Annotated in this window: 11 protein-coding genes and 1 tRNA gene; 8 read left to right on the top strand and 4 right to left on the bottom strand. The window is 66.0% G+C overall.

Going from position 1 to position 12619, the window contains the following annotated elements; translation table 11 throughout:
- Positions 1 to 6 precede the first annotated feature (6 nt).
- Positions 7 to 3123, bottom strand: a complete 3117-nt coding sequence (locus WC971_07930; protein ID MFA5844742.1) for a hypothetical protein — start codon at positions 3121 to 3123, stop codon at positions 7 to 9.
- Between the two features lie 271 nt (positions 3124 to 3394).
- On the opposite strand from WC971_07930, the gene WC971_07935 reads away from it, so the two are divergent.
- Entirely contained in the window at positions 3395 to 3571 is a 177-nt protein-coding gene (locus WC971_07935; protein ID MFA5844743.1) for a 4Fe-4S binding protein, read from the top strand.
- A gap of 13 nt (positions 3572 to 3584) precedes the next feature.
- Here the strand turns inward: WC971_07935 and WC971_07940 are convergent, their stop codons facing one another.
- Both WC971_07940 and WC971_07945 read right to left on the bottom strand, forming a co-directional pair.
- Positions 3585 to 4223: a glycerol-3-phosphate acyltransferase gene (locus WC971_07940; GenBank protein MFA5844744.1), complete on the bottom strand. Its 639-nt coding sequence runs from the start codon at positions 4221 to 4223 to the stop codon at positions 3585 to 3587.
- Positions 4220 to 5125, bottom strand: a complete 906-nt coding sequence (locus tag WC971_07945; protein ID MFA5844745.1) for a diacylglycerol kinase family protein — start codon at positions 5123 to 5125, stop codon at positions 4220 to 4222. The genes WC971_07940 and WC971_07945 overlap by 4 nt, the downstream gene beginning before the upstream one ends.
- A 54-nt stretch (positions 5126 to 5179) precedes the next feature.
- On the opposite strand from WC971_07945, the gene WC971_07950 reads away from it, so the two are divergent.
- Positions 5180 to 5255 (top strand) — tRNA-Arg (locus tag WC971_07950).
- Positions 5256 to 5279: 24 nt separating this feature from the next.
- Here WC971_07950 and fusA read toward each other — a convergent pair.
- Positions 5280 to 7337: an elongation factor G gene (gene fusA, locus WC971_07955; protein MFA5844746.1), complete on the bottom strand. Its 2058-nt coding sequence runs from the start codon at positions 7335 to 7337 to the stop codon at positions 5280 to 5282.
- Positions 7338 to 7557: 220 nt separating this feature from the next.
- Here fusA and WC971_07960 point away from each other — a divergent pair, with 220 nt between their 5' ends.
- From WC971_07960 to WC971_07985, 6 genes are all read left to right on the top strand, one after another.
- A complete protein-coding gene (locus WC971_07960; protein ID MFA5844747.1) occupies positions 7558 to 8244 on the top strand; it encodes a peptidylprolyl isomerase in 687 nt (228 codons plus the stop codon).
- 8 nt (positions 8245 to 8252) lie between these two features.
- A complete protein-coding gene (locus WC971_07965) occupies positions 8253 to 9554 on the top strand; it encodes a tetratricopeptide repeat protein (GenBank protein ID MFA5844748.1) in 1302 nt (433 codons plus the stop codon).
- Between the two features lie 18 nt (positions 9555 to 9572).
- Positions 9573 to 9971, top strand: a complete 399-nt coding sequence (gene ndk / locus WC971_07970) for a nucleoside-diphosphate kinase (protein ID MFA5844749.1) — start codon at positions 9573 to 9575, stop codon at positions 9969 to 9971.
- Positions 9972 to 10049: 78 nt separating this feature from the next.
- Positions 10050 to 11060, top strand: coding sequence for a 4Fe-4S dicluster domain-containing protein (locus WC971_07975; protein MFA5844750.1), 1011 nt, complete (start codon positions 10050 to 10052; stop codon positions 11058 to 11060).
- On the top strand, positions 11057 to 11932 hold the full coding sequence (locus WC971_07980) for an FAD/NAD(P)-binding protein (GenBank protein MFA5844751.1): 876 nt from the start codon (positions 11057 to 11059) through the stop codon (positions 11930 to 11932). Before WC971_07975 ends, WC971_07980 begins: the two co-directional genes overlap by 4 nt.
- Positions 11933 to 11934: 2 nt before the next feature.
- Positions 11935 to 12618, top strand: coding sequence for an NADH:ubiquinone oxidoreductase (locus WC971_07985; protein MFA5844752.1), 684 nt, complete (start codon positions 11935 to 11937; stop codon positions 12616 to 12618).
- Position 12619: the final 1 nt, after the last annotated feature.

Here is a 12619-nt window from a genome sequence, read left to right on the forward strand (position 1 = left end):
CCGAGTCTAGCGTCTCACTCCAATCGCATCCAACTCCAACCTAGGCCTGCGCGCCGTCGCAAGATTCTCTATCGTCACCGTGTGGACCTCATTCGCGTTTCCCGCGATGCGCGGCCACGCCCACGCAGCCTGGCGGAATCTCGTGGACGGAGCATACGTGTCGAAGGTCGACCAAGCACCTCCGTCGACCCTGACCCGTGCCTTCCCTCGATCAGGCCCTTCCGTGACGAACAAGATCACCTGCCTGCCGTTGAATCGATAGACCGCCCTGGCTCCTGGTCTGGTCGTGGATCTCGCGGTGCCAAGGTAGAGCTGGGAAGACGTCGCGCTGGTCGACGCCCACATCCGAGCCGAGTAGGTCGCCACATCCTGGTCGAAAGGAACCACCGTCGCGACAGGCGGAGACCACGTACTCTGGTTGTCCGTCCAGTCCGTGGCTCTGACCCGGAAGTGGTACGTGTGGCCGACGGTGCCGGAGAAGATGCCGGACGTCTGAGTCGTGTCGTTCTTCCAGTCCGTCCACGCGCCCAGTGAGCCGTCCTTTCGCTGGACTTCGTAGGAGGCGATGCCCATCGTCGGCGTCGCGTCGCTTGCCGTCCAGCCGACCCTGAAGGTCCTGGTCTTGGACTGATCGGTCGAATATCGCGGCGCGGAAGCTCGAGCGAACGGTTTCGTCCGGTCCGGCCAGTATGGATTGAAGCTGCGTGCGGCCATGATGAACCAGGATGTGGCACCGACGTGCAGACGGTTGAGGTACACCAAGTCGAATCCCGTGGTCACTCCGTCGTGGCAAGCGGCCACGATGCCCCTGCCGTCCGAGTTCTCGGCCGAGACCTGTGCCCGGCGCAGCTCTCGCAGGTACGTGCCGGCCGCCTCGGTCTCACATGCCGCCCGATACGCCGTCACCATCTGCGCGGTCCCTTCGAACCAGATGCCGTCCAGGTCATCGTTGAAGTCGAAGCCGCTGAACCCAGGGCGAGCGTCGCTGTGATTCGGACAATCATGCACCGCGCAATCCGTTCGCGCATTCGCCTCGGCCCACGCAAGACCTTGTCGGTATTCCAGCTTCTCAGGGAAGGCAAGCACCGCCCACGCCTGGATGTCCACTGGGATGTTGGCGGTGTTCGTGGTCGTTCCGTCACCTAATGTGCCGGTCCAGAAGCGTCCCGAGTCAGAGTCCCACATCGCCTCGACCAGCCGCTTGGCATGGTTCGCCCGTTCGACCCAGGCGGTGTTTCCTGTTGCGGTGTGTAGCCGCCTGAAGGCCACGTAGAGATCGATGTTGTGCTCTGTGGACTTCCAGGTCTGTTTCTGGGGAGGATCGCTTGGCCAACCCCTGTAGCCCCCCATGTATCCGCCGATCGCAACCGAGTCGTCTCTCGTCTCGGTCTCGACCCACTCCCCCATCCTTCTTGCGGCTTCGAGATAGGCTGGGTCCCCTTTGTTCTCGTAGTAGTCGAGGAGCGCGATCATCGCCCAAGCGATGTTGCCCGTCGTGGAGCTCACCGCTTCCGGATCCTCGAGCCATCTCTTCCGAGTGTCGTCCCACCAACCAGGCAGTAGGGCATCGCCGTTCGACGTATCAGTGATGTCGCCGGAGCGATACGCGTTCCGCAACCTCCCATCGTCATAGTCTGGATCGTGATCCTGCGCGTAGATCAACGTATCGCCGATGATCTTGGCTCTGCGCCAATCGTCCGCGGTTCCGCGAGCCATGTATGACAGCATGGCCAGGGCGTTGTCATAGGTGAAAGCCACGTTGCCGAGTGGTTTGTCGGCGTCGGGATCGCGCAACTCGAAGCTCGTGAGCAGCCGGAGAGCGTTCGGTCTGGCTTTGTCGAACTGGATGTCGTCGAGATAGAAAGTGACGCCGTCGGGATTGCTGGCCTTGTCCGTCGCCCACGCGAACCCGCCGATCGTCGAGTTGAGATCCGAGGGCGAGAGTGACCGCTCGTATCGAATGTCGTCAAGGTAGAAGGTGGCTCCATTTGCGTTGCGCGATCTGTTCGTGGCCCAGCCGAAGCCGCCGATGACCCGAGACAAGTCCTTTCCGGTCAGGTCTATCGAGTACGTCGTCCAAGTGCTATCCAGCGAGACATAGCCCAGACTGGTCTTTGGACTCGAGTCGTAGTACGGCTTCGTCGGCGTGCCGGTCAACGGGTCTCGGCCGATGCCGAACGCGAAGAACTCCACCTGCTCTCCGCCGACCCGGCCGTGTGCCTTGAAGGTCAAGCGGGTGAAGCCTGCGAGGTCGAGACCTGCGGGGGAATCGCCCCATGCGTTGGCGGGACACTGCCAGTAGATGCCAGACCATCCTTGTGGGCCCGCCGCCGAGTAGTCGATCCGGATCGCCGTTCTCCCGGCGTACGGGTTGACGGTGTAGGTGTCGGTGAAAGTGATGTCGCCCAAGTCACCCATCGAGCCGCTCGGAGCGAAGCCGTTGGCCACGTGTTGATCGCGGTAGACATCGAAGTAGTCCTTGTCCAGCGGGATGGTGAACCGCTGCCACTCGTCGCTCAACCTCACGTAGCCGGTGCCGATGGGACCGAATGCATCCCGATCGGGCTTGGCGGGATCGTCGTTCGGGATCCTGTTGATCCCGCCGACCTTGAAGTCGACCCAACCGTCACCCGGATCTTCCTTCTTGCCCCAGAAGGTAAGCTGACTGGCTCCGCGAAGGTCCAATCCCCCAGTGAGATCGCCCCAGTTGTTCTCCGGATGTTGCCAGTAGATGCCGGCCCACCTGTTTCCCTGGGTCGCCTCGGCGGAATAGCGAATCCTGACCGAGGTGAGGCCGGAGTGAGGAACGGTTGCGGTGCTGTCGCTGGCGAACGTGACGTCAGCCCAGTCTCCCATCCACCCGGAGGGGATGTAGTGGTTGCCGCCGGAGTCCGCGTCCGTGTACACGTCGACGGTATGGTTGAACTTGTCCATCACGCTGTTGAGATACTCGTATCCGAGCGCGGTCGAAACCGTCGTTGATGTGTCGAGCGCCACAGCCGGTCTCGTCTCCGGTGGTCTCGAGATGGTTTGAGACGCAGCGCCCACCCCGACGGCGAATCCGACCATCGTCGTCGCCATAGAGAGGATTACCAGCGGATACCCGATCCTCTTGGCTGACATCGCGTTCGCCCCCCTCGCGGTCGATCATACGACCATCCAAGTGAAGAAACGAGCGCCACCACCTCTAGATGCACCTGGCTTTAGCAGTCCGTACGCGATGCCGCGCGATTCCTTGCGTGGCTTCCGCCCCCGCGCAATATCATACGCCCCTCTCACTGTCAGGCTCTGGACGGCCGGACGTCCTCCTTGCCCTCCTGCGCCCGCCCGCGCTACGATGCGGCCCTGCGGCCGTACCGGGCCGCCGTGACCCGCAGTCGAAAGGGAGTCTCACATGGGCAAGCCCGTCGTCGACAACTCGCTCTGCACCGCTTGCGGCATCTGCGTGGATGAGTGCCCCACGAGCGCGCTCGACCTCGATGACTTCGCCGTACTCGCCCGTCCGGACGATTGCTCCGAGTGCGGCACGTGCGCCGACGTCTGTCCGAACGAGGCCATCGAACTCAAGTAGGGTCTGCCCGCGATCAGCCGCGCGGGCCCTTCCCGTCGTCGATGTAGAGGCGCGGCTCCTTGCCTTGCAGCATCCCCACGAACCTCTTGTGGTGCGCGGCGTAGACGAGAAGCCCTATGGCTAGCGCGAAAGGCCAGTCGGGCGAGTGTAGTGCCAGCGCGGTCACGGGCAGCGCCGCAGCAGCGGCGACCTGACCGGCCAGCATGTACTTCGTCACCGCGATGACCAGCAGCGCGACGGTCAGCGCGACCACGAAGTAGCGCCAGTCGTAGATGAGCAGCGCCCCTCCGCCGGTCGCCAGCCCTTTGCCCGTACGCTCGAAGCGTCGCTTCAGCAACGCCATCCAGAGCGAGTAGTTGTGTCCGACGACCGCGCCCGCGAGCGCCACCGCTGGAGCCGCCACGATCGTTGCGGGCAGCAGGCGCGTCGCACCGACCGCGAGCATCCCCTTCGAGGCGTCCGCCACCATCGCGACGACGAACCAGCGCCAGGAGCCGGTCGAGCGGCGCACGTTCATCGCGCCGACGTTGCCGGTGCCGTGCGCGGCGATGTCCTCTCCGGTCACGCGGCGCACGATGACGTACGCCCACGGTACGGACCCGATCAGGTACGCGGCCGCGAAGACCGCCGCGCCCCACACGAACCGGCTCACGGCGCAGGGATCACGCACTCGATAGCGGAGGGCAGCATCGAGACCTCGTAGCGGCTCTCGAGCATCACCTCGCCGTCGATCTGCGCGGGGAGCGGGCCGTCGCCCGACTCGATGACTAGCGACGTGTGGCGCTCCATGTGGACCGGGCGCATGCGCGTGTGCTTCCCCATGATGACGAACGGTAGTCGCATGAGCGCCTGGGGCAGCGAGAGCGGGTCGATCACGCAGGTGTCGAAGAGCCCGTCGTCGGGGATGGACGCCGGCGTGATGAAGAAGCCGCCCCCGTACGTCGGTCCGTTCGTGACCGCGACGATCAGCAGGTCGGTCTCTTCGGCCGGCGCGCCGTCCCACGAGACGCGCACGTGGTGGGGGTAGAGCTCGTTGAAGAGCACGTGCATGAGTGCGGTGAGGTAGAGCCAGATGCCCGAGCGGCCGGTGGTCGACTTGTACTCGACCGCCTTCATCGTGACGCGCGCGTCGAGGCCCGCCGCGAACGAGTTGTTGAAGTACACGCCGTTGCACACGCCGACGTCGAAGCGGCGGCGGTTGTCGGCCATGAGCTGTATCGCGGCGGCGGCGAGGTCGACGGGCACGCCGTACGTACGTCGCGTGTCGTTGCCGGAGCCGGTCGGCAGCAGGCCGAGCGCCGGGCGGCTGCCTTCGGGGCGGCGCATGATCCCGTTGAGGACCTCGTGGACGGTGCCGTCGCCCCCGACGGCGACGAGGAGGTCGTAGCGGTCGTCGGCCTGCTCGGCGATGACGGCCGCGTGGCCCATGCGCTCGGTCAGCACCGTGTCGTGCGGCAGCGACTGCAGCATCCGCTCCACCGCGGGGACGAGCTTGCCCGTCTCGCCGTGCTTGGCGACCGGGTTCACGATGACGAGCGCCCGTCCGACTGCCACCTCTGCCTCCCCGATAGCGGTTCCAGGGCCGATTGTGGTAGCGTGACTTTCCACGCCCTCGTAGCTCAGTGGATAGAGCGTCTGCCTCCGGAGCAGAAGGCCACAGGTTCGAGTCCTGTCGGGGGCGCCATCACGGCATACGAAGGAGGAGGCCTTACGCCTCCTCCTTCTCCTTCTTGGTGGCCTCGATGATCTTCTTCGCCATGTCGAAGGGGACCTCGGCGTATTCGCCGACCTTGATGGTGTAGCTGCCGGTCCCGTGCGTGAGCGAACGCAGCTGGATGGCGTAGTGGACGACCTCGGCGTAGGGCACCGTCGCCTTGATGACCTGCCGCTTGCCCTTCGCCTCCATGCCCAGGATCTTGCCGCGCTTCGAGGACATGTCGCCCATGACGGCCCCGGCGTACTCCTCGGGCATCTGTATCTCGAGGTGTGCGATCGGCTCGAGAAGCACCATGTCGGCCTTCTCGGCGGCTGCGCGGAACCCGATGCGGGCGGCGGTCCGGAACGCCATCTCGGACGAGTCGACGCTGTGGTAGCTGCCGTCGTAGACGCAGACCTTCACGTCGACGACGGGGTAGCCGGCGAGCACGCCTTCGGTGAGCGTGTTCTGGACGCCCTTGTCGACGGCGGGGATGAACTGGCGCGGGATCTTGCCGCCGACGATCTGGTCGACGAACTCGTAGCCCGCGCCGGGATTGGGCTCGAGGCGCAGCCAGCAGTCGCCGAACTGTCCGCTGCCGCCGGTCTGCTTCTTGTGGCGGCCCTGCGCGGAGGCGATCTTACGGATGGTCTCGCGATAGGGGATCCGCAGCTCGATGAGCTCGGCCTCGACGTTCGCCTTCGTCTTCAGCCGGTTGAGAGCGGTGTCGATCTGGATGTCGCCGAGGCCGGAGAGCACCGTCTGGTGCGTCTCGGGGTCGCGGCGGATCGTCAGCGTCGGCTCCTCGTCGACGATGCGGTTCAGCGCCGTGCCGAGCTTGTCCTCGTCGGCTTTGTTCTTCGCGACCACCGCGACGGGATAGAGCGGCTCGGGCAGGGGCATCGGAGCGTAGCTGACGTCTCCCGAGTCGGAGAGGGTGTCGTCCGTGCGCGTGTCGGCGAGCTTCGGGAGGATGGCGATGTCGCCGGCGGCTGCGGCCTCCACGTCGACCGATTCCTTGCCTCTCATGGAGAAGACGTGCCCGATGCGCTCCTTCTTGCCGGTGCGCGGGTTGCCCGCTTGGGTATCCGGCTTCAGCGTGCCCGTGACCACCTTCACGAAGTTGAGGTGGCCAAGGTACGGGTCGGAGACGGTCTTGAAGACGAACGCGGACATGGTGCCGGACGACGAGACGGGCACGTCCTTGCCGTCGGTCGTCGTCCACGGTGCGCGCTCGGTCGGGGCGGGGAAGAAGCCCACGATCTCGTCGAGCAGGTCCTCCACGCCTTGCAGGGTGGTGGCGGAACCCACGAAGACCGGCACGAAGATGTGCTGCGCGATCGCCTTGTCCAGAAGTGTCTCGAGCTCCTCCTGGGTCAGCCGCTCGCCCTCGAGGTACTTCTCCATGAGGTCGTCGTCGGCTTCGGCCACGAGTTCGCAGAGCTTCTCGCGAGCCGCTTCCGCCGCGTCGGTCATGTCGGCCGGGATGTCGAATACCTCTTCTTTGTCGCCTTCGTGGTGGTAGGCCTTCATTCGGATGATGTCGACCACGCCGCGGAAGTCCTGTTCGCACCCGATGGGAAGCTGGACGGCGCCGATCCGGTGTCCGAAGGCCTCGGTGAGAGAGGTCATGGCGGCGTCGAAGTCGGCGTGCTCCTTGTCCATCCGGTTGATGAACACAGCGCGGGGGGTGCCGGTCTCCTCGGCGGCCTCCCACAGCTTCTCCGTCTGGACCTGCGGGCCGGAGACGGCGTCGACGACGAACAGTGCGGCTTCGGACGCGACGATCCCGGCGATGGCGTCGCCGATGAAGTCCGAATACCCCGGGGTGTCGATCACGTTGATCTTGCAGCCCTTGTGCACGATCGGAGCGAGCGAGAGGTTGATCGTGAACCGTCGGCGCTTCTCCTCCTCGTCGTAGTCGAGGTTCGAGTTGCCGTCGTCGACCCTGCCGAGCCGCTTCGTCTCGCCGGCGACGAAGAGCATCGCCTCCGCGAGCGAGGTCTTGCCGGCTCCGCCATGGCCCACGAGCGCGACGTTGCGGATCTTGTCGGTGGTGGGTGCCGCCACTGCGTCTCCTCCTTCACGCGCCACGCGCGTTCTCCGTATCGAGCGGCCGTCGCCGTTGGGCGTGGCGGCCGGGCAACAGCGTAGCAGGACGACCGCGCGAGCGCATGCCCCGGCACCCGCGCGGGAAGGACGGCTTACAAGCCGAGCGCGGCCTTGCTAGAATGATGCGGGTTCCGGCGGCCGGTGAAGCCGGACGCAGACCGCGAGAGGGGTTCCATACATGTCGAGATCCGCTGCGCGAGCGATCGCCGCCGTCCTTCTCGTGGGGGCCGTCTTCGCGCTGCAGGGTTGCGCCAAGCAGGCGTCGAGCGCGGAAGAGGCGGCGGCGCAGCAGGCGGCCGATGCGCAGTCGACAGCGGGGGGAGAGCCGATGCACGTCTCTACGACGAAGGTGGGCAAGGCTCCGATCGTCGTGATCAAGACTTCGAAGGGCGACATCACCGCCGAACTCTATCCCGCGGATGCCCCCAACTCGGTCGCGAGCTTCGTCGAGCTCGCGGATTCTGGCTTCTACGACGGCATCAAGTTCCATCGCGTCGAAGCCGGATTCGTCATCCAGGTCGGGGATCCGCAGACGAAGGTCCTCTCCGCTCAGGAGATCATCGACATCGTGACCCGCCAGAAGGCGAACCAGGTCGCGCCGGAGGACCCGACGCTGGGTACCGGCAACCCGGGCTGGCGCATGAAGGCCGAGTTCAACCCCCGCAAGCACGTCGACGGGACGCTCGCCATGGCGCGAGCGACCGACCCGGACTCCGCGGGCTCGCAGTTCTACATCTGCCTCGGACCACAACCGAGCCTGGACAACCAGTACACGGTGTTCGGCCAGGTGATCAAGGGTCTCGACGTAGTCCACAACATCGCGGTCGGTGACGTGATCACGTCGATCACCGTGCAGGACCAGTAGGCGAGGGCGTGGACCAGGTCCGCTTCCAGGAGGCCGAGCGCGCCTACGCCGATGGCGACTGGCGCGCCGCCGCGAAGGCCTTCCTCGCATCCGCTACCGGCGGTGTGGAGGGGAACGGGCCGGCTTACCATCTGGCCGGTAACTCCCTCGTGCGGCTGCGCCGTCACAACGACGCCATCACCGTCTACCGTCACGCTCTCGAGGATCCCAGATACGCGAAGCGACCCTCCGTGTGGTTGAACCTGGGAGCGGCGTATTCGGCCGCCGGCAGCTATCCCGAGGCGGTCGACACGTACGCCTCGGCGATCGGGGAGCCGGGCCAGACGGCGGCATACAAGGCGCACCAGGGCATGGCCGGCGCGCTCTACGAGATGGGACGCGTCGCGGACGCCGCGAGGGAGTACCGCGCGGCCGCCGTCGACGAAGGGAACCCGGATCCGGGCAAGGCGCTGAACAACCTCGGTCTGTGCCTGATGGCGTTGGGCCGTCCCGAGGATGCCGTCGAGGCGTACCGCACCGCGTCCGGGATGGCGGAGTACGCCGGCAAGGGCAGGTCGTTGGCGAACCTCGGTCTGGCCTACACGACGCTCGGCCGTCATGAGGAGGCCGTGAAGTCGTTCAAGAAGGCCTCGGAGCTGCATAGTCATCGTCTCTCGGTGCCGGCGCTCGCGGCGTACGAGGCGAGCGCGGCCGCGATATCGGCGCCGTCTCCGCAGACCGTGGACGGTTGGACGACGGGGGAGCTTCCCACAGCGCCTGAGTCCGCTCCGGTGGCTGGGTCCGTCCAGGCGTCGGGAGTCCCCATCGCGGGTGCTGCGGCGGACTCGAGGTTCTTCACGGCGACCGAGGACGAGATGCGCGAGCGCGACCGCACGGCGCGACGCGAGGAGCGCGAGGAGTACCGCGCGGAGCGCAATCCGTGGGTGGTGGCCGCCGTCTGGATCGTGGGCGTCCTCCTGGTCGTCGGCGCCGTGCTCGGCGCGTGGGCGCTCGGCCTGGGCTGGCCGACGCAGAACGCCACGGTGAAGGGCCTGCTCGACGCCCATCAGAACGGCAAGGAGGTCGCGCGCTATTGGGTCGCCGTCCCCGACGTCGATGTGAGCAAGGAGATGGCGAACCTGCCTCCGACTTACCGTTCGTTCACCGTCGACTCGATCGAGCGTTCCGCGCTGTCCTCGAAGGCCTCCGTCACGGTCACGCTGGAGAAGGGCGCTCCGCTGCACTATGAGGTCACGCTGGGCCGCGAAGGCGTCGGCTGGAAGGTGACAGGGATCTCGAACGACTGGCGCTCCACGGGCGGCGGGTCCTGACCCGCGGGAAGGTGAGGTATGGAGAAGACCTACGTGATGATCAAGCCGGACGCCGTCGCGCGCGGGCTCGTCGGTCGGATCGTCGACCGCTTCGAGTCGGCCGGGCTGACCATCGAGCGGATGGAGCTCGCCGCGCTCACGCGGGAACAGGCGGAGGCCAACTACGCCGAGCACGCGGGTAAGCCCTTCTACGAGGGGCTCGTCTCGTATGTGACCTCGGGCCCTGTCGTCAAGATGGTCGTGGTGGGTCCCGGAGCGGTCGCTGTCTGCCGCAAGCTCATGGGCGCCACGGACCCGGCGCAGGCCGCTCCGGGTACCATCCGGGGGGACTACGGGCTCGAGCTGGACGCGAACGTCGTCCACGGCTCCGATTCGCTCGCGAGCGCCGAGAGGGAGATAGCGATCTTCTTCGCGTGACGCACGCTCCATCGCGGCGATATCTCGCCGCCGTCCGCACTCTGCCGGGAGTAAGGGGACGCCGTGTTCTTTCGCATCATGGATAAGGGCCGCCTGCCCGATCTCGTGAGCGGTCTGGCTCGCGAGTTCGAGGTCATCGGGCCCATCGCCAAGGGGGACAAGTTCGTCTTCGCCCCCGTGCACGAGGCCTCTGAGTTGCGGCTCGACTACGATACGACGCTCTTGCCGCCCAAGCGGTGGTTCTTCCCGCCCGAGGAGGCGCTCATGCGCTTCCGCGTCGCGGACAACGAGGTCGTCGACGACGCGGTGTGGGCCAATCCGCGCGTCCTGTTCGGGCTGCACCCGTGCGACATCAACGGGCTGCTGCTCATGGACAACGTCTTCAACGGGAAGTACATCGACCCGTACTACAAGGCCCGCAGGGACGCCACGCTGCTCGTCGGCGTGAGCTGCACGCCTTCGGACACGTGCTTCTGCAACGCGTGGAGCACGGACGAGGTCCATTGGGGGTTCGACATCTTCCTCTCCGACCTCGGGGACCGCTACTTCGCTTCGGTGCGCACGGTCAAAGGCGCCGAGCTCCTCGACCGCCACGTCGAGACGCGAGACATCACCGACGAGGACACCGCCGAGTTCCAGCGAGCGGTCAAGAGGTTCAAGAAGTCCTTCATGCACGACCTCGACACCTCGCAGCTGCCGCTCCTGCTCGACGCGAAGTTCGACAGCCCCATCTGGGACGAGCTGGGCAAGCGCTGCCTGAGTTGCGGCGCGTGTTCGATGGTCTGCCCGACCTGCTACTGCTTCGACGTGCGGGACGATCTCGACGCCGATCAGCAGATGGGCACGCGCGTGAGGAAGTGGGACTCCTGCCAGTTCAGGCAGTTCGCCGAGGTCGCTCACGGCGAGAACTTCCGTGAGAGTCGCGCGAGCCGCGTGAAGTACCGCTACTACCACAAGCAGTGGGGCTACCTCAGCAAGTTCGAGAGGGTGCTGTGCGTCGGCTGCGGGCGTTGCGCCCGCGCGTGCCTGGCCGGCATCAGCCCGATGGAGGTCGTCAGCGCGCTGGAGAGCGGAGGTGAGGTGGTATGAGAGACGGGCAGCACGCCGATCTCGGCAGCGTCACGCGAGACATCACGGCGAACCCGTACCGGCCCTGGCCGGCGAGGATCACCTCGATCCTCGACCTCACGGAGAAGGAGAAACTCTTCGAGCTCCGTCTCATCGACGAGGACGTGCGGGAGGCGTTCCAGTTCCACTCGGGTCAGTTCGTCGAGCTCTCCATCTTCGGGGTGGGAGAGGCGCCGATCTCCATCTCGTCCGCACCGAGCAAGGCCGGCTTCATCGAGCTGTGCATCCGCGAGGCCGGGGACGTGACGGGCGCGATGCACCGCAAGCAGTGCGGCGACGTGGTCGGCATCCGCGGGCCGTTCGGGCGCGGGTTCCCCTTCCAGCAGATGAAGGGCTCCGACGTCCTGCTCGTCGCGGGCGGGCTCGGTATCGCGCCGCTCAAGTCGCTCATCAACCACATCCACGACGAACGTCACGAGTTCGGCCGGGTGACGATCCTCTACGGCGCGCGCACGCCAGCCGAGGTGCTCTTCCGCTACCAGTTCGACATGTGGAAGCACCGGGACGACTTCGACCTCATCCTCACGGTCGACGTATCGGACGAGGAATGGGAGGGCGAGGTCGGTCTCGTCACCAAGCTCTTCGACAGGATCGAGATCGATCCGCTCAACACGTACGGCGCGATCTGCGGGCCTCCGGTCATGTACAAGTACGTCATCGCCGAGATGCGCAAGAAGCAGATGGACGTCGACAAGATCTACGTGAGCTTCGAGCGCCGCATGAAATGCGGCATCGGCAAGTGCGGCCACTGCGGGGTAGGTCACCAGTACGCGTGCGTCGACGGGCCGGTCTTCAACTACTGGGAAGCCATGAACCTGCAGGAGGCGATCTGACCATGCGACCGAAGCTCGCGGTCTTCTCACTAGCCAGCGATTTCGGCTGCCAGGTCCAGATGACGAACATGGAGGACGTGCTCCTCGACGTCCTGGGATTGTTCGAGATCGCGTACTGGCAACTACTCTCGTCGGGTCACGTCCCCGACGAGTACGACGTCGCCGTCGTCGAGGGCGCGGTCACGTCCGACGAGCACGTGGAGCTGCTCCGCGACATCCGCCGGAAGGCGAAGATAGTCGTCGCCATCGGGGCGTGCGCGATCACCGGAGGTATCCCCGCGATGGTGACGGGAGGCCGCACGCCGGTCTCCGTCACGAGCGTCATCGACGTCGACTACGTCGTTCCCGGATGTCCGATCGACCCCCCGGAGTTCGTGCGCGTCGTCTCGCGTGCTCTGCAGGGCCTCTCCGACGCGACGCCCGCCGAGCCGCTCTGTTCGACGTGCAAGACGAAGGAGAACGTCTGCTTCTGGGAGAGCGGCGAGGTCTGCCTCGGAGTGCTCACGCGCAACGGGTGCGGCGCGCGCTGCGTCACGCTCGGGAGGGCCTGCAGCGGGTGCCGTGGGCTCGCCCCGGAGGCGAACCTCGACTCCGCCCGGGAGGTCTTCACCAAGCACGGAGCGGATCTCGCCGCGGTGGTGTCGCGGCTCGAACTGTACAACGCCGTCGAGGAGGTGACGTTCTAGG

Source organism: Coriobacteriia bacterium, assembly GCA_041658765.1.
GTDB lineage: Bacteria > Actinomycetota > Coriobacteriia > Anaerosomatales > JBAZZO01 > JBAZZO01.

Coding starts and splice junctions, on each gene's coding strand:
- WC971_07930 (MFA5844742.1), bottom strand. CDS start 3,123: ATGTCAGCCAAGAGGATCGGGTATCCGCTGGTAATCCTCTCTATGGCG.
- WC971_07935 (MFA5844743.1), top strand. CDS start 3,395: ATGGGCAAGCCCGTCGTCGACAACTCGCTCTGCACCGCTTGCGGCATC.
- WC971_07960 (MFA5844747.1), top strand. CDS start 7,558: ATGTCGAGATCCGCTGCGCGAGCGATCGCCGCCGTCCTTCTCGTGGGG.
- ndk (MFA5844749.1), top strand. CDS start 9,573: ATGGAGAAGACCTACGTGATGATCAAGCCGGACGCCGTCGCGCGCGGG.
- WC971_07975 (MFA5844750.1), top strand. CDS start 10,050: ATGGATAAGGGCCGCCTGCCCGATCTCGTGAGCGGTCTGGCTCGCGAG.
- WC971_07980 (MFA5844751.1), top strand. CDS start 11,057: ATGAGAGACGGGCAGCACGCCGATCTCGGCAGCGTCACGCGAGACATC.
- WC971_07985 (MFA5844752.1), top strand. CDS start 11,935: ATGCGACCGAAGCTCGCGGTCTTCTCACTAGCCAGCGATTTCGGCTGC.